Genomic DNA, 22,706 nt, shown 5'->3' with positions numbered 1-22,706 from the left:
GACGTGGCGAAGATGATCGGCGCGCCGATCTTCCACGTCAACGGCGACGATCCCGAGGCCTGCGTGTGGGCCGCGAAGCTCGCCGTCGACTACCGGCAGGCCTTCCACAAGGACGTCGTCATCGACCTCGTCTGCTACCGCCGCCGCGGCCACAACGAGGGCGACGACCCCTCGATGACCCAGCCGGCCATGTACGACGTGATCGACACCAAGCGCGGTGTCCGCAAGAGCTACACCGAGGCACTGATCGGTCGTGGCGACATCTCGACCAAGGAGGCCGAGGACGCCCTGCGTGACTACCAGGGTCAGCTCGAGCGGGTCTTCAACGAGGTCAAGGAGCTCGAGAAGTACCAGGCGGCGCCGAGCCCGTCGGTCGAATCCGACCAGACGCTGCCGACCAAGCTGATGACCGGCATCGACCGCGCGACGGTCGAGGCCATCGGTGACGCGTTCGGCGAGGTCCCCGAGGGCTTCTCGGTCCACCAGCGCGTGAAGCCGGTGCTCACCCGCCGTAAGGAGATGTCCCGTGAGGGCAACATCGACTGGGCGTTCGGCGAACTGCTCGCCTTCGGGTCGCTCGTCGAGGAAGGCCGCACGGTCCGCCTGTCCGGCCAGGACTCGCGTCGCGGCACGTTCAGCCAGCGCCACTCGGTCATCATCGACCGCAAGACCGGTGCGGAGTACACGCCCCTGAACCAGCTCGTCTCCACCGAGGGCGAGCGCTCCGGTGGACGGTTCAACGCCTACGACTCCGCGCTCAGCGAGTTCGCGGTCGTCGGCTTCGAGTACGGCTACTCGGTCGGCAACCCCGACTCACTCGTGTTGTGGGAGGCGCAGTTCGGCGACTTCGTCAACGGCGCGCAGTCGATCATCGACGAGTTCATCTCCTCCGGTGAGGCCAAGTGGGGTCAGCTCTCCGACGTGGTACTGCTGCTGCCCCACGGCCACGAGGGCCAGGGACCCGACCACACCTCGGGTCGGATCGAGCGGTTCCTGCTGCTCTGCGCGGAGGGGTCGATGACCGTCGCGGTGCCCTCCACCCCGGCCAGCTATTTCCACCTGCTGCGTCGTCACGTGCTCGACGGCATCAGCCGTCCGCTCGTGGTCTTCACCCCGAAGTCGATGCTGCGCAACAAGGCTGCCGTCTCACCCGTGGAGGACTTCACCGAGGGCAAGTTCAAGTCGGTGATCGACGACCCGTCCATCACCGATCAGAAGGTGCGCGACAAGGTCACGCGCGTTCTCATGGTCAGCGGCAAGCTCTACTACGAGCTCGCGGCGCGCAAGGAGAAGGACGGTCGCGACGACGTCGCCATCATCCGCATCGAACAGCTCTACCCGATCCCGCATCGCCGACTGGGCCAGATCCTGGAGCAGTACCCGGCCGTGCAGGAGTTCTTCTGGGTTCAGGAGGAGCCGGCGAACCAGGGACCGTGGCCGTTCTTCGGGCTCAACCTGCCCGAGGTTCTGCCCGAGTACTTCTCCTCGCTCAAGCGGGTGTCGCGTCGCGCGATGTCGGCGCCGTCGTCGGGATCGAGCAAGGTCCACGCCGTCGAGCAGCAAGAGATCATCGACAAGGCCTTCGGATAGTCACTCGCTCGCTGCCGCTGCTCCCCCGAGCAGCGGCAGCGACGAGGTGATCAGGTCGAGCAGGTGGTCGCGTTCGATGCCGTCGTCGCCGGTCAACCACGCGACGGTCACCTCCTCGACGAACGCCATCCATCCGTCGACCGCGATCCGCACCAACGGTGTCGGGCGTAGGTCGAGGGTCCAGGCCTGATCGAGGACTCGCTTGGCCATGACCGAGCGCGTCTGCTCGAAGACCTCCTGCATCGCGGGATCGGCACCGATCGCACCACGCAGCAACGTCACGTAGACGTGGCGGTGCGCCGAGACGTAGTCGACGAACGCCGACATCGACCCGCGCAGGATCAGCAGCGGATCCCCGAGTGTCAGGTCGGGCTCGGTGCACTCCAACATCTGTCGGCTCTGCTCACGGGCGATGGCCACGTGGAAGTCCTGCTTGGACTCGAAGTAGTGGAACAGCAGCGCCCGCGACACGCCCACCGATTCGGCGATCGCGTCGATGGTGACCTGGTCCAACGTCCGGTCGGCGAGCATGGACATGCCGTGCTCGATCAGCTGCTCACGACGAGCCTCGGGGCTCATCCGTGTGCGCTTGGCCTGCGTCATGGAGATGAGTGTACTGAATTGCTGTCAATAGCTTATTGACGGGTCGTCAATAGCGTGTAGGATCGTACCCATGAACGATGTCAAGATCGCTATCGTCGGCGCCGGCTTCTCCGGCATGGGTGCTGCAATCAAACTGCAGCAGAACGGGTTCGAGGATTTCCTGATCCTCGACCGCGGCTCCGACTTCGGAGGCACCTGGCGCGACAACACCTACCCCGGCGCCGCCTGCGATGTGCCCTCGCATCTCTACTCCTACTCGTTCGAGCTGAACCCCAACTGGTCGCGGTCGTTCTCCAAGCAGGCCGAGATCCACGCCTACATCAATTCGGTCGCGGAGAAGAACGAGCTGCACCGCCGGACGCGGTTCGGCGTCGAGGTCACCAACGCGGTGTGGAACGAGACCGAGAACCGTTGGATCGTCGACGTCACCCACCCGGAGACCGGCGATGCGCAGGTCCGCGCGGAGATCCTCATCGGCGCCATCGGCCCGCTGTGCGAGCCCCGCCTGCCCGACGTGACGGGCATCGCCGACTTCGAGGGCGAGATCTTCCACTCCGCGCGCTGGAACCACGACGTCGACCTGACCGGCAAGCGCGTCGCCGTGATCGGCACCGGCGCCTCGGCCATCCAGATCATCCCCGAGCTCGCGCCCAAGATCGGCCACATGGACGTCTACCAGCGCACCGCCCCGTGGGTGTTGCCCCGCGCGGACCGCGAGTACACCCGTCTCGAGCACTGGCTCTTCCGCAATGTGCCCGGCGTACAGCGCCTCTCACGCACCGGTATCTATCTGGCCCACGAGCTGGTCTCCTACGGACTCACCCACCGCCCCGACGTCCTGCGTCCCGCGCACGCCGCGGGCAAGGCCAACATCCGCCGCGGCATCTCCGATCCCGTCAAGCGCGACAAGGTCACCCCGAAGTTCAAGGTGGGCTGCAAGCGCATCCTGCTGTCGAACACCTACTACCCCGCGCTCGGGCAGGACAACGTCGACGTCATCACCGACGGCATCGACCACGTCACCCCGACCGGCATCGTGACCAAGGACGGCGTGACCCGTGAGGTCGACGCGATCGTCGTCGCCACCGGCTTCCACGTCACCGACTCCCCCGGGTTCGAACACATCGTGGGCAAGAACGGTGACAGCCTCGCCCAGGTGTGGGCGAAGACCGGGATGAAGGGCTACAAGGGCTCGATGATCCACGGGTTCCCGAACCTGTTCCTGATGGTCGGTCCGGCCACCGGCCTCGGCCACACCTCGATGGTGTTCATGATCGAGTCGCAGCTGAACTACCTGGTGGACTTCCTCAAGACCACCGAGCGCAACGACATCACGCGCACCGAGGTCCGCGCCGAGGACGAGAAGGTCTACAACAAGTCCATCCAGAAGACCCTGTCGACCAGCGTGTGGGAGAACGGCGGCTGCGCGAGCTGGTACAAGGACGAGTTCGGCAACATCACCACGCTGTGGCCCGGATTCACCTTCAATTACCGCAAGGCCACCAAGAACTTCGACATCGCGGCCTACGACACGACACGTGCCACCGCGACCGCTGACGCGAATTCCTGAAGGGAACTGACACCGTGAAGAGTTTTGCCGGCAAGGTCGTGGTCATCACCGGCGCCGCCTCGGGTATGGGACGCGATCTCGCGCTCCAGCTTGCGGCCAAGGGCGCCAAGCTCGCCATCTCCGACATGAACCCCATCGGGCTCGACGAGACGGTGGCGATGCTGGAGAGCCGTGGTGCCGAGGTCCATTCGCAGTTGCTCAACGTGGCCGAGCGGGAGGCGGTGCTGGAGTACGCCGACACCGTCCTCGCCCACTACGGCAAGGTCAACGTCGTGTTCAACAACGCGGGCATCGCCCACCACGCCGAGGTCGAGCAGACCTCGTTCAAGGACTACGAGCGCCTGATGGACGTCGACTTCTGGGGAGTCGTCAACGGCACCAAGGCGTTTCTGCCGCACCTCATCGCCTCCGGTGACGGTCATGTCGTGAACACCTCGTCGCTGTTCGGCATCCTCGCCATCCCGGGTCAGAGCGCCTACAACGCCGCGAAGTTCGCGGTGCGCGGCTTCACCGAGTCGCTCAACCAGGAGATGCAGCTCGCGGGGCACAACGTGAAGGTGACCTGTGTGCACCCCGGCGGCATCAAGACCGCCATCGCCCGCAACGCCACCGTCGCCGACGGCAGCGACGCGGCGCAGTTCGCCGCGATGTTCGACAAGAAGCTGGCCCGGACCACCTCGCCACGGGCGGCGGAGATCATCATCAACGCGGTCGAGAAGGACCGCGCGCGTGTTCTCGTGGGCGCCGACGCGAAGATCCTCGACCTCCTCGTGCGCGTGACCGCCTCGAAGTACCAGGCGGTGACCGCGAAGGTCAGCGGCTCGATGCTCAAGCCGCGATGACGTATTCGCCCGCCGGCCCCAAGCTCCCGATCGGTGTGGTCGAGCCGCTCACGCGGCTCATGTACCGGGCGATGCTCCACCCGAGTCTGCCGCTCTCACTCCAGCGTGCCGCGGCCGATCGTGCCCTCGACATCGAGCCGTTGCCCCGCGACACGGTCGTGCGCACCCTCACCCTGGGCGGTCGCCCGACCGAGCGGGTGACGGTGGGCGCCAGCGAGACCGACCGCGCGGTGTTGTTCCTGCACGGCGGTGGGTACACCCTCGGGTCGCCGCACTCACATCGCCACCTCGCCGCGCATCTCGCCGCGGTGACCGGTGCCGCGCTGTACGTGGTCGACTACCGGCTCGCACCGGAGGACCCCTACCCGGCCGCACTCGACGATGCCGTGGCGGCGTTCCGCGACCTCGTCGACAACCACGGCTTCACCCCGGAGACGGTCGCCGTGGCCGGTGACTCGGCCGGCGGCGGGTTGTCGGTGGCGGCGGCACGCCGACTCGCCGACGACCATGATCTGCGACCGGCGGCACTCGGCCTGATCTCGCCGTGGGTCGATCCCGGCGACGACAGTCACGAGACGTGGTCGACCGATTCGGTGGTCAATCGAGGATGGTCGCGGTTCTGCGCGGCGGCATACCTCGCCGACGGCGACCCGACCGACCCCGGGTACGCGCCGCTGCACGGCGTCCTCACGGCTCTTCCCCCGACGGTGGTGCACATCGGCCGACGGGAGGCGCTCTACGACCAGGTGATCCGGTTCACCGAGAAGCTCCGTGCGTCCGACGTCGAGGTCGATCTGGTGGAGTTCGAGCGACTGTGGCACGTCGGGCACCAGCAGGCCGGTATGTTGCGTGAGGCCGCCGACGCCGTCGACCACCTCGGCGGTTTCCTCCGTACCCACCTGGCCTGAGCGCACGCGGCAACGCAGATCGGAGTCTCATGTCGGGACCGCAGCCCCATCAGCAGGATCCACGGCAGACTCACGGCCACCCCCCTCAGCCCTATCCGCCCCAGCCGTATCCCAACCAGCCGTATCCGCCCCAGCCCTATCCCAATCAGCTGTATCCCGGTCAGGGCTTTCAGCCTGCGCACCATCAGCCGCCGCCGTATGCGCAGGGGCCACCGTTGTTCCAGATGCGTCTGACCGAGCACACCGGCATGGTGTTGATGTGGTCGCAGCGGTCGTACACCGTCGTCGGCACGATCGAGCAGTGCGAGGCGTACTTCCAACGAGCCCAGTCGCATTGTCTCGGCGCCGGATGGTGGAGCATCGCCTCGGTCCTGCTGTTCAACTGGCTCGCCCTGTCCAGCAATCGCCGCGCGATCAAGTCCGCGCGAACGCAATGGTCGGCACTCGCGCACGGATATCCGCCGCAGCCGCGGTGACCCCTATGATCTCCTAGGCGACTCGGACTGAGCGCCATCGTGGGGGTGTGGTCGCAGGGGAGGCGTCGTGGGTAGCGCGGTGGTGTTGGCGGTCGTGGCTCTGCGACTCATCGTGCCGCTGTTCATCCCCCGGTTCCCGGTGCCCGCGATCATCGCGTCGCTGGTGCTCGATGCGGTCGACCAGACCGTCTTCCAGCAGGTGCCCGGTCTCGACATCGACGGATACCAGCAGTACGACAAGGCCCTCGACGTCTACTACCTGGCCATCGCCTACCTCTCGACGCTGCAGAACTGGTCGGACCCGTTTGCGTTCGGCATCGCGCGGTTCCTGTTCTACTACCGCCTGATCGGCGTCGTGCTGTTCGAGTTCAGTGACGCCCGCTGGCTGCTCCTGGTGTTCCCCAACACCTTCGAGTACTTCTTCATCGCCTACGAGGTGGTGCGCACGCACTGGTCACCGACACGGATGCGTCGACAACTGCTGCTCGCACTCGCCGTGGGCATCTGGGTCATCATCAAGCTGCCGCAGGAGTGGTGGCTGCACATCGCCGAACTCGACGTGACCGACGAACTGAAGACAAAGGTCTTCGGCGCCGCCATCACCGACGGCTGGGGCACCGCGATCGCCAACCGCCTCTGGGTGATCGCTGTCGTCCTCGTGCTGGCCGTCGGCCTGATCGCGCTCGCCCGGATCGGGCTGCGACGTCTTCCCCAGGGCGACTGGCCGTTCGGATTCGATGTCTCGCAACGCACTCGCGGCGGCAACGTCGACCAGGTGCCGCCGACGGTCCAGGCCCGTCAGAACGCGTTCGTCCGGGGACCGCTGCTGGAGAAGATCATCCTGGTCTCGATGATCCTCATCGTGTTCTCCCAGATCCTGCCCGGCGTCAACGCCTCCCGCACCCAGATCGTGGTCACGGTCGCGATCCTGATCGTCGCCAACTCGGTGGTCAGCCACTGGTTGGCCGGGCGCGGCGCGCAATGGAGTTCGACGCTCGCGCAGTTCGTCGCGGTCAGCACGATCAACGCCGGCGTGGTGGCGGCGCTGGTCGTGCTCCCGACACCCGGCGGGGCCTCGGTCAAGCCGATCCCGGCCCTGTTCTTCCTGCTGCTGCTGTCGCTGATCGTGACGCTCTACGACCGCTACCGGATGTTGCGGATCCTGCGGGAACGCAAGCCGTTTCCCATATGGGTGCTGCGACGCCGTGCCGGACGCGCCCTGCGGGTCTCAGCGGCGCGCAACTCCTCCGAGTGACACCGTCTGCCCGGGCGTGAGCTCGTGCACGGTGGTGCCCGGCGCGGCCCGCGCCGCCGCGTCACGGAACCGCGCGCCCGGTGGGAGGAACTCGTCCGGCGCGATCCGATCGAGTCCTATCGGCCACAGGGTCCCGAAGTGGATCGGTACGGCGTCGGGGACCTCGAGTCGCGCGGCCGCCTGCGCGGCACGCGCCGAGTTCATGTGCCCCTCTCCCAGTCCGGGACCCCACCCGCCGACCGGTAGCAGGGCGACATCGCATCGGCCGACGGCTGCGGCCATCCCGTCGTAGAGGTCGGTGTCCCCGGCGAAGTACGTCACCGCGGTCCCGGCGATCACGTAGCCCACCGGCGTCACCGAGCGGTGCGCCCAGGGGACCCGGTGGCCGTCGTGCTCGGCGGGGACCACCCGCACACGGACCGACCCGACCTCGACGACATCGCCGGGCACGACCTCGCGGATGTCGCGGTCGGCGAGCAGACGCAGACCGGGTACCGCGGCGCGCGCGCCCCGGGGCACGACGAGCGGGATGTCGTCGGCCAGCGACCGCAGGGACCGCACGTGCAGGTGGTCGGAGTGCAGGTGCGAGATGAGCACGACGTCGGCGTCGCGGGCGGCCGGCGCGGGGATCGGACCACGTCGGCGACGCAGATGCGCGACGCCGCCGGTGAGGACCGGGTCGGTGAGCACGCGGGTTCCGCCGTCGGAGACGGTGACGGTGGAGTGTCCCCACCAGGTGATGTCGGGCACGGCTACAGGCTGTGCTCGCCGAGCCAGTTGCCGACCACCGTGTCGAGACTGCCCGGATCGCGCGACACCTTCTCGGCCATGGTCGCGAGGTCCGCGGTGGTCAGCTCGCCCGCCACCTTGTTGATCGCCTTGATCTGGTCGCGGGTCAGCGCCGCGGTGGAGAAGACCGGGACGAGGTTCTGCGCCCGGATCGCGGGTTGATCGGCCGGATCGGCAGGCGCGGCGGAGGCCTGCGGGCGGCCGCTGCGCTGCCCGGTGGCGTCGGCGAGTGCCTGCAGGTTCGCGTCGGTCCCTGCCGTCGACAGGGTCGAGACCAGGCCGACCGCGGTGCCGGCGGACACCGCGGACACGACCTCCGCCACGCTCGCGACCTGCCGGAACGGTCCGAACCGACACCCCACACCGCCGAGGGCGGCAAGTGTCCCCGGGTCAGGGGCACGGTCACCGACCACGGGCAGACCCGCGGGCAACCGGCTGCACTCGGACAACTCGTCGACGTCGCGCGCCGAGGACAGCGATGCGGCGACGACCACCTGCAGCTGATCGGAGACCGGGGTCGGATCGCCGACCGAGACACCCTGCGGCAGCGCGCTGTTCAGCGCGGCGTAGACGGCGTCGGAACCGGTGTCGGTGGCATTGGGCGCCAACTCGGCGAGCAGGGTGCCGGTGAACGCGGGGAAGAGATCGACGCGACCGGAGTCGAAACCCGCGAGCAGTCCCGGGTAGCTCGCGGTGACCACGTCATCGGCCACGGCGGCACCGTTGTGGCGCAGGACATCTGCGTAGATCTGCGCCGCCACCCGCGGCGCGGCACCCGGTGCGCTACCGATGACCAGGTCGGTCTCGGCGGCGGACGAGTCACTGCACGCGACACCGCCCATCACCACGACCAGCAGCACGACGATGGCGTGGACGGCACGGACGAGAGCGGATGGACGCCTCACGGTGTCGACGACCTACACCTCGCCGGCCACGGCCGCCACGGCGGCGGCGACCGCGGGTGCCACCCGGGGGTCGAGCGGGCTGGGGACGATCATGTCGGCGGCCAACTCCCCGCCGAGGACCCCGACGATCGCGTCGGCGGCGGCGATCTTCATGGTCTCGGTGATCCGTCGGGCGCGCGCGTCGAGGGCACCGCGGAACACGCCGGGGAACGCGAGGACGTTGTTGATCTGGTTCGGGAAGTCGCTGCGCCCGGTGGCCACGACGGCCGCGTACTTCCGGGCGATGTCGGGGTGGACCTCCGGGTCCGGGTTGGACAGCGCGAAGATGATGCCCCCGGGCGACATGGAGGCCAGCGCCTCCTCCGACACCGTCCCGGCACTGAGCCCCAGGAACACGTCGGCGCCGACCATCGCGTCGGCGAGTCGACCGGTGCGCCCCTCGGGATTGGTACGACTCGCGAGATCGGCCTTCACGTCGTGCAGGTCGGTCCGGTCGGCGGAGACGATCCCCTTCGAGTCGATCACGGTGACGTCGGCGATCCCGTCGGCGAGGAGCATGTTCGCGCAGGCGACCCCGGCCGCCCCGGCGCCGGAGACGACGACCTTCAGGTCGCGGCGATCGCGCCGCAGGTGGGTGCACGCCCCCTTGAGAGCGGCGAGGACGACGATCGCGGTGCCGTGCTGGTCATCGTGCATGACCGGACAGTCGAGCGCCTCGATGACGCGCCTCTCGATCTCGAAACACCGTGGTGCGGAGATGTCCTCGAGGTTCACCGCGCCGAACGACGGACGCAGTCGGACCAGGGTCTCGACGATCTCGTCGGGGTCCTGGGTGTCGAGCACGAGCGGTATCGAGTCGAGTCCGGCGAAGCTCTTGAACAGGGCAGATTTGCCCTCCATGACGGGTAACGACGCCCGCGGGCCGATGTCGCCGAGGCCGAGCACGGCGCTGCCGTCGCTCACCACGACCACCAGGCGGTCGGTCCACGTGTACCGGCGTACGAGTTCGGGGTCCGCGGCGATGGCGCGCGACACCTCGGCGACGCCGGGGGTGTAGGCGATCGACAGAGCGCGTCGGGTGTCGAGAGGAGCGGTGATCGACACCGACAACTTCCCACCCTCGTGGCCGGCGAAGATGTCGTCACGGGTGATGTCCACCGACGTCGGGCTCGCGGCGGTCGGTTCGATGGCATCGCTGACGACGGTGTTCGGCACGGCGCACACGCTACCCGTAGGGCGTTCGCGGTCACCGCCGTACCATGGCGACGCGGCCATCGGCCGTCGGCCGCCCCGGCCCCGCGCCCGGATGCATCACACTCCTCGAGGAGGTCCCACCATGCCGTCGTTGCCGTCACTACGACCCAGCGGTGGGGGCGCACCCCGACCGCAGGTCCCGATCCCACCTGCCCGCGCGGTGGTCGACTGCGCCGTCTACGTCGACGGCACCCGCATGTCCGGTCGGCGGTCCTACAGCGAGGCGCTCGCCGAGGTCCGGGCCACCGGCGAGGGCTTCGTCTGGGTCGGCCTGCACGCACCCGACGACCGTCAGATGAACGGCGTGGCCGAGACGTTCTGCCTGCACGAGTTGATGGTCGAGGACGCGGTACACGCCCATCAGCGACCGAAGCTCGAACGCTACGACGACACGCAGTTCATCGTGCTGCGCACCGTCAAATACGTCGAGCACGAGTCGCTGAACACCACCAAGGAGGTGGTCGAGACCGGCGAGATCATGATCTTCGTCGGGCCCGACTTCGTCATCACCGTCCGGCACGGCGACTTCACCGAGCTCAAGGGCGTCCGCCACGCGCTGGAAGCGCGCCCGGACCGTCTCGCGCTGGGTCCCTACGTCGTCATGCACGCCATCGCCGACTATGTCGTCGACACCTACCTCGACGTGACCGCAGCGGTGGAGACCGACGTCGACTCACTCGAGGAGAGCATCTTCTCCCCCGGTGGTCTCATCGAGATCGACTCGGTCTACCTGCTCAAGCGCGAGATGACCGAACTACGCCGTGCCGTCGCGCCGCTGGCGGTCCCGCTGCAGCGACTCACCTCGCCGGACAACGATCTGTGTCCCAAGGAGGTCCGTCGCTACATGCGCGACGTGCTCGATCACCACACCACCGTCGCCGAGCAGATCGGCACCTTCGACGAGGTCCTGACGTCGCTGCTCGAGGCCGCCTCGGCGAAGATCGGTATCCAACAGAACACCGACATGCGCAAGATCACCTCGTGGGTAGCGATCGCCTCGGTGCCCACCATGGTCGCCGGTATCTACGGGATGAACTTCGACCACATGCCCGAACTGCACTGGCAGTACTCCTATTACGTGCTCCTGGCGTCCCTGGCGACGGTGTCGGTGCTGCTGTGGCGCACCTTCCGCCGCAACCACTGGCTCTAGGCGGGCGCGGCGCCCGGATCGGCAGCGATCCGATCGGGGTCGGCGACGTCGATCCCCGCCTCGTCCCAGGCGCGGCGCAGGGCGTCGACACCGCGGAGTCGGACCCAGGCGGCCTCGTTGCCGGTGACCGGCACCGCGCGCAGGAACGTCACCGCCGACATCGGCTCCGGCAGCGGGCAGTCGTCGATGGCGTCGGGCTCGAGAACCACCGCGGTGCACGACGATCCCGACCACAGCGGCTCGCCCAGGTCGATGAGCGCATCGGGCACCAGGACGATCCCCTCGACCGACGGCGCCGCGGCCAGCAACGCGAGGCTGCGATGCAGCCCGGGCAGTTCCCGTTTCTGCGCCATCCTGATCACTATCTCCGCACGGGGACCATGCAGCGGATCGGCGGCCAGGTCGGTCGGATCGGTCATCGGGTGGCGGGCGCAGCCGACACTGACGTACACGACCTGCGCATCGGTCTCGAACCGCAGCACGTCCACCGGCTCCACCCCGAGGAACGTGACGGATGCCTTCTGTGGGGATCCGGACAGAACCGTCTGCAGGTGGCCGGTGATCTGATCGGTGACGTGCTCGCTCATCGCCATCAGTCAACACCTTCCCGGCCGGTAGCCTCGACACATGGTGCGAGTTCTCGCGGTGGCCGACGAGGTGGTCGATGCTCTGACCTGCGGTCTCGTCGAACAACTCGCCCCCGATCTGATCCTCGGTGCCGGCGACCTGCCGTTCGACTATCTCGAGACGCTCTCGACCCGCAGTGGCGCGCCGTGTGTCTTCGTCCCCGGTAACCACGATCGTGACCTCTCCGGATTCCGCCGCGGCCGGGGTGGATGGGTCCGCGCCGGCCTCCCGGCGTCCGATCCGGGCCCGCGCGGTGCCGTGAACGCCGACGGGCGCGTGGTCACCGTGGCGGGTCTGCGGATCGCCGGACTGGGCGGCTCCATCCGCTACAACGACGGTCCCAACCAGTACCGCGAGGCGGCGCAGCGACGCCGGGCGAACCGGCTGCGGTGGCGACAGCGACTCACCCGGCGGTCGTCGGTGCCGGTGGACATCCTGCTCACCCACAGCCCGGCCCGCGGGTACGGCGACGGTGACGACGGCCCGCACATCGGGTTCCGCTGCCTGGTCGGTCTGGTGCGGACACTGCGACCCCAGGCCCTGATCCACGGGCACATCCACCCGTACGGGATGACCCCGGTGGACCTGCAGATCCCGGTGGACGGGTCGGACACCAGTGCGCTGTCGATGAACACCGTGGGCTACACCGTCTTCGACATCGACGCCGGCGGCAGCCGGATATCCGTGCGGAGGCGCAGACATGGCTCGTGACACCGGGTTCCCCGACGCCGACGCCGAGAACGACTTCACCCGCCTACGCCGCCAGGCCGAACTCGCGCGCCTGTCGGCGTGGTTCACCAGGACGCCCGCCGACGTCAACACGATCCTGCCGTTCGACGAGGTGGTGGCCGCGCTCGGTCGCACCGGTGAGACGAACATCGGACTGGTCGTCGTCGAGGTGTCCAGCATCGTCGGGAGTGTGGACCGCACACGGGATTTCGACCGCTACTTCCGGCCCACGTCGGCGCGGGTGCGGGCGCGGTGGCAGCGGCTGGCGGCCGCGCAGCGACGCGGCGAATCGGTGCCGCCGATCATCCTCTACCGCATCGGATCGATGCACTTCGTCGTCGACGGACATCACCGGGTGTCCATCGCGATCGCCCGTCGCATCAAGACGCTCGACGCCTACGTCACCGAGATCCACACCCGTATCTCGCCCGACGGGATCAACGCCACCTCCGACCTGGTGCTCAAGGACCATCGCCGCCTCTTCCTCGCGCGGGTGCCGTTGGCGGGCAAGCAGGCCGAGGCCATCACCGTCGAGGACCCGTTCGACTACGCCGAGCTGGCGGAGAACGTGGAGGCGTGGGGATTCCGTCTGACCCAGGAGATCGGCGAGTTCCTCTCCCGCGGTGAGATCGCGCGCCGCTGGTTCGGCGAGGAGTTCCTGCCGGTGGTACGGATGGCGCGCCGCGCCGAGGTCCTGCCGTCGGTCACCAGCGACGCCGAGCTCTACATGTGGCTCGCCTGCGAACGGTATCGCCTCGTGCGCAAGCACATCTGGGACGAGGACATCATCGACGAGCTACGGACACTCGCGCCGCGTCGCCGACCCTGAGGTCGTCTGCGACGCGGCACGGTGGTGCGTGAGCGGAGGCGATCTACAGACGCAGGTTGTGTCCGCTGGCCTGATCGAACAGCGCGACCTTCGAGGTGTCGTAGTACAGCTCCGCGGACTGGCCCTTGCTGATCGTCGACTCCGGGGAGAGTCGCGCGATGAGCTGGTTGGAACCGAAATCCGCGCCGGAGTCCGCAGCCAGTTCCGCCAGCGCATCGCTCGAGGCCCGCTGGCCCTCGACGGTGAAGTAGGCGTACTTGTCCGAACCCATCGACTCGAGCACCTCGACGTGGGCGGCGAAGGTGCCGCCGTTTCCGCGCGCCAGGCTGTCGATCAGTTTCGCGTCCTCGAAGTGCTCGGGGCGGATACCCACCAGCACCTCACCGTTGCTCTGCACCGACTGCGCGTTCGACACGACCTTCTGGTGGTCGGGGACGACGATCTCGCCGATCGCGGTCTGCACCGAGCCGGCCGTGAGCGTGCCCGGCAGGAAGTTCATCGCGGGCGAGCCGATGAACCCGGCGACGAACAGGTTCGCCGGGTTGGCGTAGAGCTCCTGCGGTGATCCGATCTGCTGGACGTGTCCGCCGCGCAGCACCACGACACGGTCGCCGAGCGTCATCGCCTCGGTCTGGTCGTGGGTGACGTAGACCGTGGTGGTGCCCAGTCGCTGCTGCAGCCGGGAGATCTCGGTGCGCATCTGCACGCGCAGCTTCGCGTCGAGGTTCGACAGCGGCTCGTCCATGAGGAAGGCCTTGGGATCACGCACGATCGCACGCCCCATCGCGACGCGCTGACGCTGACCACCGGAGAGGTTGGCCGGCTTGCGGTCGAGGTACTGGCCCAGGTCGAGGATCCGCGAGGCCTCGTCGACCTTCGCCGCGATCTCCGACTTCGACAGCTTCGCGAGCGTGAGCGGGAAGGCGATGTTGTCGCGCACGGTCATGTGCGGGTACAGCGCGTAGCTCTGGAAGACCATCGCGATGTCGCGGTCCTTCGGGGCCTTCTCGTTGACGCGGGTCCCGCCGATGCGCAGCTCACCCGAGGAGATGTCCTCGAGGCCGGCGATCATGTTGAGTGTCGTGGACTTGCCGCAGCCCGAGGGCCCCACGAGGATCACGAACTCGCCGTCGGCGATCTCGATGCTCACCTCGCTGACCGCCAGCGAGCCGTCGGGGTATTTCTTGGTCACCTTGTCGAGAACGATGTCGGCCATGGTTATCCCTTCACAGCGCCGGAGGTCAGGCCGGCAACGATTCGACGTTGGAAAAAGAGCACGAAGATGATGATCGGAATGGTGATCACGACGGCGGCCGCCGCGATCGAGCCGGTCGGCTCCTCGAACTGCGAGCTACCGGTGAAGTTGGCGATCGCCGCCGGTGCGGTGATCGACCGCTCCGTCGAGGTCAGTGAGATCGCCAGGAGCAGGTCGTTCCAGGCGAAGATGAAGACGAGGATCGCCGCGGTGACGATGCCCGGCGCGGCCAGCGGCGCGATGACCTTGCGGAACGCCTGGGCCGGTGTGGCACCGTCCATCTTCGCGGCCTTCTCCAACTCCCACGGGATCTCCCGGAAGAACGCCGAGAGCGTGTAGATCGCCAGCGGCAGCGCGAAGGTGATGTACGGCAGGATCAGCCCTGGCCAGGTGTCGAACAACCCCACCGCGCGCTCGATGTTGAACAACGGTGTCACCAGCGAGATCTGCGGGAACATCGCGATGAGCAGCGTCGCGCCGATGAACACCCGCTTGCCCGGGAAATTCAGGCGCGCAACGGCGTAGGCCGCCACGGTGCCGAGTATCACCGCGATCAGGGTGGTGATCAGACCGATACCGATCGAGTTGATCAGCGCGCTGGTGAACTCACTGGTGTCGAAGATCCCCTTGTAGTTCTCCCAGGTGAAGCTCTTGGGGATGAAGTTGCCGTCGGTGACCTGGCCGGGAGTCTTGAACGAGAGGCTCACGATCCACAGCACCGGGATGAGGGCATAGAGCACGACGAGCAGGTTGATGATGGACCAACCGACCTTGCGCCCAGCAGTCTGTTTCATGTTCGGCGCTACCGCCCCTCGTTGTCGGACCCGGGCGCCGATGCACCGAACCCCTTGATGAACAGTGCGGCGATGATCGCGACGGTCAGGAAGATCAGCACGCTGATCGCCGACCCGACACCGAGATTGAACGCCTTGAACAGGTTGTCGTACCCGAGGACCGACACCGACCCGGTGTCGTTCGACCCCTTCGTCAACACATAGATGTTGTCGAAGATGCGGAACGCGTCGAGGGTGCGGAACAGCAGCGCCACCAGGATCGCCGGCTTCATCAACGGGATCGTGATGCGGACCAACCGCGTCCACGCGCCGGCACCGTCGACCTGGGCGGCCTTGAGCAGGTCATCGGGGACCAGCGCGAGGCCGGCCAACAACAGCAGCGCCATGAACGGCGTCGTCTTCCACACCTCGGCGAGCACGATGATCGCCAGCGACGGCCACTGCTCGGTGAGCGGTGCGGTGCCGTCGGGCAGCAGATTGGCCAGGTAACCGGTCTCCGGCGTCCAGGCGTAGTACCAGGAGAACGCGGCCGCGACGGTGACGATGCCGTACGGGATGAGCACGACGGTGCGCACCAGCCCCTTGCCGAAAATGGTGCGGTGCATCACGAGTGCGACCGCGAGACCGAGGACGAACTCGATCGCCACCGAGACCACCGTGATACCCAGCGTCACGCTGAACGCGGTCCACCAGTAGCTGTCGCTGAGGGCGGTCGCGTAGTTGGTGAACCAGACGAACTCGTTCTCCCCCGGTGCGGAGAGACTCGCCTTGAACAGGCTCAGGTAGATCGAGTAGATGATCGGGTAACCGGTCACGGCGAGCATCACGATCGCGGCGGGCGCGATGAGCATCAGGCCCAGGCGCCGGTCGGCCTTCTTGCCCTCACTGACGTTCGTCGCGGTCGGAGGCGCACCCCCGCCGTCGGCCGGGGCCGGCGACCGCGTCGGGGCGGCGGTGTCCGGGCGTGCGTGCCGCCCACCGGGCTGCGCGAGCCCACCATCGGCAGTTGTCATGGAATCAGTCCCTCACCGTCGATTGCCTTGCGAACCTGTTCGGCCAGCACGTCGACCCCCGATTTCGGGTCGAGTCCCCCGGGCGGGCTCAGCTTGGCCACCAGGAGCGTCGAGATCGCCTGATAGACCGGCGATGCCGGCCGCGTCGACGACGCGTCGGACTCGAGTTGGGCCTTGATGTCGTCGCCCATCGGATAGGTCTGCTTGAACTCGGGGTCGTCGTAGAGCGACGCGATCGTCGGCGGGGTACCGCCGCTGATCGAGTACACCTTCTGCGCATCGGAGTTCGTCAGGCACTGAGCCGCCTTGAAGGCCAGTGACTTCTGCTTCGACGTGCTCGCGACCGCGAGGTTGACGCCACCGACCGTCACCTTGGCCGGCGTCCCGGCATTCACCGCCGGATACCGCGTGAAGTCGAACTTCGTGCGCACGAACTGGTTGACCGGTCCGAGCTCGGAGTCCGCGGGCGGGTTGTCGGCGTCGGCGAACAGCTTCCCGTAGCGCTGCGCCATCTCCGGGAAGAAGGCGACGTCACCGGCTGCGGCGTTCGACCGCATGCTTGGGAAGACGAAGGGGTAGTTGATCTCGAAAGCGGCGAGGCCGTTCTCCATCCCGAGGCGCCCCGAACCCTCGTCGCTGTTGCTGATCGACGGGTCGTGCCCGGGCGCTCGCGCCACGGCGCGCATGATCTCGAGCGCCTTCTCGGTCGCTGCGCGGTGCGCGGGGGTGTCGTTGAGGGTGATCTTCGAGGGATCGTCGGGATCGACGACCTGGCCGCCCGCGCTGGTGAGCAACGAGTTGAACCACACCATCAGACCCTCGTACTGCTTGCCCTGCACCATCACATAGCTCGGTCCGCCCTTCGCACGGATCTGCTCGGTGTTCGACAGGACCTCGTCCCAGGTCTTCGGCGGGGTGGTCTTGCCCAGGTACTTCTGCAGGATGTCGGGGCGGAACCACAGCAGCTGCGTGTTGGTCCACGTCGGGATCGCGTAGAGCCGCTTCTCGCTGTCGTCCTTGGTCTTCCACACTGCGGTCTCGTACGGGCCCGGCAACGAGTCCGACTGGATCGTGTTCACGAGATCCTGCGGTACCGGCTCGATCCACCCGGCGTCGGCGAACTCGGCCGTCCACACGACGTCCATGCCCATGAGGTCCAGGCTGTGATCGTTGCCCGAGAGCCGGCGCGCGAGCTGCAGTCGCTGATCGTCGGCCGCCTTGGGCAACGCGTGGGTGACGATGTTGTACTCACCGTTGGACGCGGCGCTGCACTTCTTGCCGACCTGATCGATGAAGGTCGCGCCGTCAGCCGGGGCGTACGCGTTGAGCGTGCCCGTCGTGTAGCCGGAGCCACACGCGCTGACCCCGGGGATCACCACCGCGGCCGCGATAGCCGCGACGATCAGCTTCGACGCACCGGGGCGACGAAGAAATCCCCCCTGGTGCGGACGGGATGGCCCGCCCCCTGAAAACCTGTTCCCCGCCACGTGCGCCTCCTTGCGACCGGAGCACACGCACCAACGAGCGGCGTGCACCTTCGAATGCCTGAGGCGTTACGTTATATGTGGCAATTCGTGACGCGCAACACATTCGGCATGATCGTGCCAACTAGTTGCGAAATTGCCGCCGCGCGGCCACATCTTGCCGCTCCACCGTCGAACCGGACCGCGCGAACCCCGTCGGCGATGACCCGAGTGTGGTATCGCGAGCCGGGTCAGATGGACGTGCGCGCCAACAGGTCGCGAGCCTTCTCGGCACTCTTGGGATCGCAGATCACGTCATAGCGACCGGCGACCAGCTGCATGGTCGAGGCGAAGTCGCGCTGACCCTTCGTGGCCGCATACGGGATCGAGGTCGAGATGACCCCGAAGACGATGCCGCCGACGAGGCCGAAAAGCAGTGGCACGATTGCGTTCCCGGTCACGACGAGGCTGACGAGCAGACCGAAGAACAGTCCGAGCCACGCGCCGGACACGATGCCACCGCCGATCACCTTGCCCCAGGTGAGCCGACCGAGCACGCGCTCGACCTGCATCAGGTCGACGCCGACGATGGTGACGTCCTGCACGGAGAAGTTCTCGTCGGACAGGTAGTCGACCGCTTTCTGCGCCTCGGCGTAGGTGCCGTAGGAGCCGATCGGCCAGCCGGTGGGCGGCGTGGGAAGTCCCGGGGTCTCACGGCCGGTACCGGGTCGCATCGGGTTCGTCATGTCTGGTGGTCCTCTCGTTGCAGGCCGGCGGCGCGGCCCTTCCGCGCGATCGCCGCTGCCATCGCAGCGCTCGCCTCATCGATCATCTCACCGCGATGGCGCACCGCACCGCGTGCGTCGCCGGGGCCCGACGTCGCCTCCCGATAGGCGTCGAGAAGGTTCTCGGCGGCGTCGTAGTCGCTCTGTCGGGGCGCGAAGGCAGCGTTGGCGTCCTCGATCTGACTGGGGTGGATCACCCATTTCCCGTCGAATCCCAACGCTGCGACCGCGGCTGCGTTGCGGCGGAACGCCTCTGGCGCCTCGATCGCGAGATAGGGGCCGTCGATGGCGGCCAGGCCGTGCGCACGGGCAGCGATCAGCACCGACATCAGCACGTGGTGGTGCGCGTCACCGCGTACATACCCCTCTGGTTGCTCCCCCGTCGTCAGCGTCCGCATGCCCAGGCTCGCGGCCATGTCTGCCGGGCCGAGTACCAGCGACTCCAGACGCGGACTGGCCGAGGCGATCTCGTTGATCTTCGTCAGAGCGATCGCATCCTCGATCTGCGCCTGGATGCCGATGGCCGACGGCTCGAGGTCATGTTTGGTCTCGAGTTGGGTCAACAGCAGGTCGATCGCGACGACCTCCGCGCCCGAGCGCACCTTCGGCAGGATGACCGAGTCGATGTGTTCACCGGCGCCACCGACGACCGAGATGAGATCGTCGTGGGTCCACGGGGTCGCCCACCCGTTGACCCGTACCGCCCGCCGCGTGCGTCCCCATCCAGGATGGGCGAGCGCCTCGACGATCGTCGCGCGCGCCGCCTCCTTCTCGCTCGGGGCGACCGCGTCCTCGAGATCGCAGAACACCTCGTCGGCGGGCAGATCGCGCGCCTTGCCGAGCATCTTCGCCGAACTGCCCGGAACGGCCAGCACCGAGCGCGGCACACCCGGCCTCGACTCTGTCTGCATGCGTACATACCTCTCCGCGAGCGGCGTCACAACGGGCGTTGACTACCCTTACAGCCATGGCAGCAGTGAGCAAGGTGTTCGTGGCCAGGCTCGCGGGCCTGGCGGTACTCGGCCCGGACGGCGAACAGATCGGTCGGGTGCGCGACCTCGTGCTCGCCCTGCGGTACGACGCCGCCCAGCCGCGTGCCCTCGGTCTGGCCGTCGAGTTGTCCACGCGACGACGGATCTTCGTGCCGATGCTGCGCGTCACCAACATCGAGCCGAACTCGGTGACGCTCAACACCGGTACCGTCAGCATGCGACGACTCAACCTCCGCCCCGGCGAGGCGCTGGCCATCGGTCAGATCCTCGATTCCCGCGTCCGCATCGTCGATCCCGACATCCCCGAGTTGGCGACCACCGACGCGACCGTCGTCGACCTGGGCATCGAGCGGAACCGGACCAGGGACTGGACGGTCTCCCGGGTGGCGGTGCGCGGTCTGCGATCACGACTCGGCAGGCGCGGCGGCACGCACGTGGTGGAATGGAACACCGTCCGTGGCCTCACCCACAGCGCCCTCGAGCTACCCGGACAGGGTGTGGCGCAAGCTCTCTCGCAGTTCGACGGCATGCGTGCGGCCGACGTGGCCAACGCGTTGCGCGAGCTGCCGCCGAAACGTCAGATGGAGATCGCCGCGGCGCTCGACGACGAGCGTCTGGCCGACGTCATCCAGGAGCTGCCGACCGACGACCAGACCGCGCTGATCAGTCGCATGGAGGTGGACCGCGCCGCCGACGTCCTCGAGGCGATGGACCCCGACGACGCCGCCGACCTCCTCGGTGAGCTGCCCGACGTCGAGGCCGAGGCGCTGCTGCAGCTGATGGACCCGGTCGAGTCCGAGCCCGTCCGCCGACTCCTCTCGCACTCCCCCGACACCGCGGGTGGTCTGATGACTCCGGAACCGCTGGTGGTGACCGCGTCGACCACCATCGCCGAGGCTCTGGCCCGGGCCCGCAACATCGATCTGACGCCGGCCTCGGCCAGCCTCACGTTCGTCGTACGCCCTCCGACGGCGACCCCGACCGGCAAGTACCTGGGGTGCGTCCACCTGCAGGCACTACTGCGTGAGCCCCCCGCCAATCTGGTCGGCGGGATCCTCGACACCGACCTCGCACACCTCAACCCCGAGGACTCGCTCGAGACCGTCACCCGTTACTTCGCGACGTACAACCTGGTGTGCGGACCGGTCGTCGACGAGGAGGGACACCTGATGGGCGCGGTCACTGTGGACGACCTCCTCGACCACCTGCTGCCCGAGGACTGGCGTGAGACCGAGCCGCAGGACGTCACCGCGACCGCCGAGGTCACGCCGTGAGCCCCGAGGTGTCGCGGTCGACGCGGGGCAAGCTCGACACCCCGCGCAGCGGGCGTCGACGCTTCCGCTTCCATCTCGACTCCGACATCATCGGCGTCTACAGCGAGCGCCTGGCCCGGTTCCTCGGGACCGGCCGGTACCTCGGTATCCAGACCGTCGTCGTGATCGTGTGGATCACCCTGAACCTCGTGGCGATCAGCATCCGCTGGGATCCGTACCCGTTCATCCTGCTCAACCTGGCGTTCTCGACGCAGGCCGCCTACGCGGCCCCGCTCATCCTGCTGGCGCAGAACCGCCAGGAGAACCGCGACCGGGTGGCGCTCGAAGAGGACCGGATGCGTGCCGAGCAGACCAAGGCCGACACCGAGTTCCTCGCCAGGGAACTCGCCGCCGTGCGGCTGGCCGTCGGAGACACGGTCACGCGCGACTATCTCCGCAAGGAGCTCGACGACCTGTTGACCGAGATGACGACACAGCTCAAGAAGGCCGAGAAACGGCGGAACTCCGAGGGCAAGAACAGCGACGCCCCGAAAAGCGAGCTCAAGGCCGGCTCGAAACGCGACGCCTCCGACGACTGATCAGCGGTGATCGGTTGTGACCGATCCGCTACGTCACCGTGACCACATATGTATCGTGGGTCACAGTCCCGGGTCGGGGGATGACGTAAAGATCGGCGAGAACGGAGCTTTCCCAACGTGTCTCGGTTTTCTGTGCCCCCCTCGATTCGCGAGCATTTCCCGCGCCGCGCGGTGTCGTTGAGTGTCGCGAGCATCCTCATCGGGGTGTTCGTCCTCGGGGCGGCCACCTCCAGCGCCCAGCGTCAGCCCGCCTCGGAGGCGGCCGTGGCCGCGGCCCGCGCCGAGGCCCCCGTCGCCGAGGTGCTCCCCGGCGCGACCCGGACGCCCGCGGGCTTCGCTCCGCCCGCCGCACGACCCGCCGCGGCCGTCGATGCGCTGCGGGTCCTCGCACCCGCACTGCCGCCCGGACCGTTGGGGATCCCGGGCATCGTCCTGCAGGCCTACAAGCTCGCGGCCGATCGGGTCGGCGCGGAGAACGCCGCCTGCAGACTTCCCTGGTTCCTGCTCGCCGGCATCGGCCGCATCGAGTCCGGCCACGCGGGCGACGGATCGGTGGACGCCTCCGGGACCACCATCAACCCCATCGAGGGCCCTCTGCTCAACGGCACCCTCGCGGGCAATGCCGTCATCACCGACACCGACAAGGGCGCCATCGACGGCGACGCGACGCACGACCGCGCGATGGGACCCATGCAGTTCATCCCGAGCACGTGGGCGGCGTGGGGCACCGACGCCAACGGCGACGGCAAGGCCGATCCGAACAACATCTTCGACGCAACCCTCGCCGCGGGCCGCTACCTCTGCTCCGGGGTCAGCGACATCATGGCCGACTCACACCGGGTGAGTTCGGTGTTGCGCTACAACAACTCCGTCGAGTACGCGACCAACGTCCTCACCTGGGCCCTGGCGTACGCCACGGGGGCGATGCCCACCACCGGCATCCTCGAACCCAAACGCCCACCGTCGACCAAGGTGTCCGCACCGGTCGCCGCCCCCGGCCTGCCCGGGCGCGCACCGTCGACCCC

23 protein-coding genes are annotated in these 22,706 nt (G+C 67.8%); 12 read left to right on the top strand and 11 right to left on the bottom strand.

The features are described from left to right. On the top strand, positions 1 to 1,590 hold a 1,590-nt coding region (locus JHC79_RS15680; RefSeq protein WP_296392428.1), incomplete at its 5' end, for a multifunctional oxoglutarate decarboxylase/oxoglutarate dehydrogenase thiamine pyrophosphate-binding subunit/dihydrolipoyllysine-residue succinyltransferase subunit. On the opposite strand, the gene JHC79_RS15675 is transcribed toward JHC79_RS15680, so the two are convergent. Next, complete coding sequence (locus JHC79_RS15675; protein WP_296392426.1) at positions 1,591 to 2,193, bottom strand: TetR/AcrR family transcriptional regulator; 603 nt, start codon at positions 2,191 to 2,193, stop codon at positions 1,591 to 1,593. It lies immediately after the preceding gene. Positions 2,194 to 2,263: 70 nt separating this feature from the next. Between JHC79_RS15675 and JHC79_RS15670 the strand changes: the two genes are divergently transcribed. The 5 genes from JHC79_RS15670 to JHC79_RS15650 all read left to right on the top strand — a co-directional run bounded on the left by JHC79_RS15670 (position 2,264) and on the right by JHC79_RS15650 (position 7,244). After that, positions 2,264 to 3,763, top strand: coding sequence for an NAD(P)/FAD-dependent oxidoreductase (locus tag JHC79_RS15670; RefSeq protein WP_296392424.1), 1,500 nt, complete (start codon positions 2,264 to 2,266; stop codon positions 3,761 to 3,763). 14 nt (positions 3,764 to 3,777) lie between these two features. Further along, positions 3,778 to 4,605: an SDR family NAD(P)-dependent oxidoreductase gene (locus tag JHC79_RS15665; protein WP_296392422.1), complete on the top strand. Its 828-nt coding sequence runs from the start codon at positions 3,778 to 3,780 to the stop codon at positions 4,603 to 4,605. Then, positions 4,602 to 5,513 (top strand): alpha/beta hydrolase, encoded by a 912-nt coding sequence (locus JHC79_RS15660; protein ID WP_296392421.1) that lies wholly within the window; start codon positions 4,602 to 4,604, stop codon positions 5,511 to 5,513. Before JHC79_RS15665 ends, JHC79_RS15660 begins: the two co-directional genes overlap by 4 nt. Positions 5,514 to 5,737: 224 nt before the next feature. Beyond that, entirely contained in the window at positions 5,738 to 5,989 is a 252-nt protein-coding gene (locus JHC79_RS23850; RefSeq protein WP_366782898.1) for a hypothetical protein, read from the top strand. Positions 5,990 to 6,056: 67 nt separating this feature from the next. After that, positions 6,057 to 7,244 carry a hypothetical protein gene (locus JHC79_RS15650; protein WP_296392416.1) on the top strand — a complete coding sequence of 396 codons (1,188 nt, stop codon included), beginning with the start codon at positions 6,057 to 6,059 and terminating at the stop codon, positions 7,242 to 7,244. Here JHC79_RS15650 and JHC79_RS15645 read toward each other — a convergent pair. The 3 genes from JHC79_RS15645 to JHC79_RS15635 are packed head-to-tail and all read right to left on the bottom strand — an operon-like array spanning position 7,218 to position 10,126. After that, on the bottom strand, positions 7,218 to 7,994 hold the full coding sequence (locus JHC79_RS15645) for an MBL fold metallo-hydrolase (RefSeq protein WP_296392414.1): 777 nt from the start codon (positions 7,992 to 7,994) through the stop codon (positions 7,218 to 7,220). The two genes, JHC79_RS15650 and JHC79_RS15645, sit on opposite strands and share 27 nt — an antisense overlap. Positions 7,995 to 7,996: 2 nt before the next feature. Further along, the gene (locus tag JHC79_RS15640; protein WP_296392413.1) at positions 7,997 to 8,938 is read right to left on the bottom strand and encodes a glycine betaine ABC transporter substrate-binding protein; all 942 of its coding nucleotides are present in this window, start codon (positions 8,936 to 8,938) and stop codon (positions 7,997 to 7,999) included. Between the two features lie 12 nt (positions 8,939 to 8,950). After that, on the bottom strand, positions 8,951 to 10,126 hold the full coding sequence (locus tag JHC79_RS15635; RefSeq protein ID WP_296392437.1) for an NADP-dependent malic enzyme: 1,176 nt from the start codon (positions 10,124 to 10,126) through the stop codon (positions 8,951 to 8,953). A gap of 148 nt (positions 10,127 to 10,274) precedes the next feature. On the opposite strand from JHC79_RS15635, the gene JHC79_RS15630 reads away from it, so the two are divergent. Beyond that, positions 10,275 to 11,342 (top strand): magnesium and cobalt transport protein CorA, encoded by a 1,068-nt coding sequence (locus JHC79_RS15630; RefSeq protein WP_296392410.1) that lies wholly within the window; start codon positions 10,275 to 10,277, stop codon positions 11,340 to 11,342. Here the strand turns inward: JHC79_RS15630 and JHC79_RS15625 are convergent. Next, positions 11,339 to 11,929: a suppressor of fused domain protein gene (locus JHC79_RS15625; protein WP_296392434.1), complete on the bottom strand. Its 591-nt coding sequence runs from the start codon at positions 11,927 to 11,929 to the stop codon at positions 11,339 to 11,341. The two genes, JHC79_RS15630 and JHC79_RS15625, sit on opposite strands and share 4 nt — an antisense overlap. A 40-nt stretch (positions 11,930 to 11,969) precedes the next feature. Between JHC79_RS15625 and JHC79_RS15620 the strand changes: the two genes are divergently transcribed. Then, positions 11,970 to 12,680: a metallophosphoesterase gene (locus JHC79_RS15620; protein WP_296392408.1), complete on the top strand. Its 711-nt coding sequence runs from the start codon at positions 11,970 to 11,972 to the stop codon at positions 12,678 to 12,680. After that, positions 12,670 to 13,527, top strand: a complete 858-nt coding sequence (locus JHC79_RS15615) for a chromosome partitioning protein ParB (protein WP_296392406.1) — start codon at positions 12,670 to 12,672, stop codon at positions 13,525 to 13,527. The genes JHC79_RS15620 and JHC79_RS15615 overlap by 11 nt, the downstream gene beginning before the upstream one ends. 43 nt (positions 13,528 to 13,570) lie before the next feature. Here the strand turns inward: JHC79_RS15615 and ugpC are convergent, their stop codons facing one another. The 6 genes from ugpC to JHC79_RS15585 all read right to left on the bottom strand — a co-directional run bounded on the left by ugpC (position 13,571) and on the right by JHC79_RS15585 (position 19,748). Beyond that, positions 13,571 to 14,743 (bottom strand): sn-glycerol-3-phosphate ABC transporter ATP-binding protein UgpC, encoded by a 1,173-nt coding sequence (ugpC, locus tag JHC79_RS15610; RefSeq protein ID WP_296392405.1) that lies wholly within the window; start codon positions 14,741 to 14,743, stop codon positions 13,571 to 13,573. A gap of 2 nt (positions 14,744 to 14,745) precedes the next feature. Then, positions 14,746 to 15,576 (bottom strand): carbohydrate ABC transporter permease, encoded by an 831-nt coding sequence (locus JHC79_RS15605; protein ID WP_296392402.1) that lies wholly within the window; start codon positions 15,574 to 15,576, stop codon positions 14,746 to 14,748. Between the two features lie 8 nt (positions 15,577 to 15,584). Then, positions 15,585 to 16,589 (bottom strand): sugar ABC transporter permease, encoded by a 1,005-nt coding sequence (locus tag JHC79_RS15600; RefSeq protein WP_296392400.1) that lies wholly within the window; start codon positions 16,587 to 16,589, stop codon positions 15,585 to 15,587. Next, positions 16,586 to 17,992: an extracellular solute-binding protein gene (locus JHC79_RS15595; RefSeq protein WP_296392432.1), complete on the bottom strand. Its 1,407-nt coding sequence runs from the start codon at positions 17,990 to 17,992 to the stop codon at positions 16,586 to 16,588. Before JHC79_RS15595 ends, JHC79_RS15600 begins: the two co-directional genes overlap by 4 nt. 311 nt (positions 17,993 to 18,303) lie before the next feature. Further along, positions 18,304 to 18,798 (bottom strand): general stress protein, encoded by a 495-nt coding sequence (locus tag JHC79_RS15590; protein WP_188490657.1) that lies wholly within the window; start codon positions 18,796 to 18,798, stop codon positions 18,304 to 18,306. Continuing rightward, a complete protein-coding gene (locus JHC79_RS15585) occupies positions 18,795 to 19,748 on the bottom strand; it encodes a CoA ester lyase (RefSeq protein WP_296392398.1) in 954 nt (317 codons plus the stop codon). Before JHC79_RS15585 ends, JHC79_RS15590 begins: the two co-directional genes overlap by 4 nt. Positions 19,749 to 19,804: 56 nt before the next feature. Here JHC79_RS15585 and JHC79_RS15580 point away from each other — a divergent pair, with 56 nt between their 5' ends. From JHC79_RS15580 to JHC79_RS15570, 3 genes are all read left to right on the top strand, one after another. Beyond that, complete coding sequence (locus JHC79_RS15580) at positions 19,805 to 21,103, top strand: CBS domain-containing protein (protein ID WP_296392396.1); 1,299 nt, start codon at positions 19,805 to 19,807, stop codon at positions 21,101 to 21,103. Between the two features lie 8 nt (positions 21,104 to 21,111). Continuing rightward, positions 21,112 to 21,681 (top strand): DUF1003 domain-containing protein, encoded by a 570-nt coding sequence (locus JHC79_RS15575; RefSeq protein ID WP_296392429.1) that lies wholly within the window; start codon positions 21,112 to 21,114, stop codon positions 21,679 to 21,681. Positions 21,682 to 21,813: 132 nt separating this feature from the next. After that, positions 21,814 to 22,706, top strand: an 893-nt coding sequence (locus JHC79_RS15570) for a lytic murein transglycosylase (protein WP_296392394.1), incomplete at its 3' end; no start/stop codon positions are given.

It is taken from the genome of Williamsia sp. (assembly GCF_016462415.1).
Taxonomy (GTDB): domain Bacteria; phylum Actinomycetota; class Actinomycetes; order Mycobacteriales; family Mycobacteriaceae; genus Williamsia_A.
This window is presented reverse-complemented; position numbering and strand designations above follow the sequence as displayed.

Excerpts from the sequence above, each read along its gene's own strand:
- JHC79_RS15675 (WP_296392426.1), bottom strand. The coding sequence starts at position 2,193 with ATGACGCAGGCCAAGCGCACACGGATGAGCCCCGAGGCTCGTCGTGAG.
- JHC79_RS15670 (WP_296392424.1), top strand. The coding sequence starts at position 2,264 with ATGAACGATGTCAAGATCGCTATCGTCGGCGCCGGCTTCTCCGGCATG.
- JHC79_RS15660 (WP_296392421.1), top strand. The coding sequence starts at position 4,602 with ATGACGTATTCGCCCGCCGGCCCCAAGCTCCCGATCGGTGTGGTCGAG.
- JHC79_RS23850 (WP_366782898.1), top strand. The coding sequence starts at position 5,738 with ATGCGTCTGACCGAGCACACCGGCATGGTGTTGATGTGGTCGCAGCGG.
- JHC79_RS15630 (WP_296392410.1), top strand. The coding sequence starts at position 10,275 with ATGCCGTCGTTGCCGTCACTACGACCCAGCGGTGGGGGCGCACCCCGA.
- JHC79_RS15625 (WP_296392434.1), bottom strand. The coding sequence starts at position 11,929 with ATGAGCGAGCACGTCACCGATCAGATCACCGGCCACCTGCAGACGGTT.
- JHC79_RS15620 (WP_296392408.1), top strand. The coding sequence starts at position 11,970 with ATGGTGCGAGTTCTCGCGGTGGCCGACGAGGTGGTCGATGCTCTGACC.
- JHC79_RS15615 (WP_296392406.1), top strand. The coding sequence starts at position 12,670 with ATGGCTCGTGACACCGGGTTCCCCGACGCCGACGCCGAGAACGACTTC.
- ugpC (WP_296392405.1), bottom strand. The coding sequence starts at position 14,743 with ATGGCCGACATCGTTCTCGACAAGGTGACCAAGAAATACCCCGACGGC.
- JHC79_RS15605 (WP_296392402.1), bottom strand. The coding sequence starts at position 15,576 with ATGAAACAGACTGCTGGGCGCAAGGTCGGTTGGTCCATCATCAACCTG.
- JHC79_RS15600 (WP_296392400.1), bottom strand. The coding sequence starts at position 16,589 with ATGACAACTGCCGATGGTGGGCTCGCGCAGCCCGGTGGGCGGCACGCA.
- JHC79_RS15590 (WP_188490657.1), bottom strand. The coding sequence starts at position 18,798 with ATGACGAACCCGATGCGACCCGGTACCGGCCGTGAGACCCCGGGACTT.
- JHC79_RS15585 (WP_296392398.1), bottom strand. The coding sequence starts at position 19,748 with ATGCAGACAGAGTCGAGGCCGGGTGTGCCGCGCTCGGTGCTGGCCGTT.
- JHC79_RS15580 (WP_296392396.1), top strand. The coding sequence starts at position 19,805 with ATGGCAGCAGTGAGCAAGGTGTTCGTGGCCAGGCTCGCGGGCCTGGCG.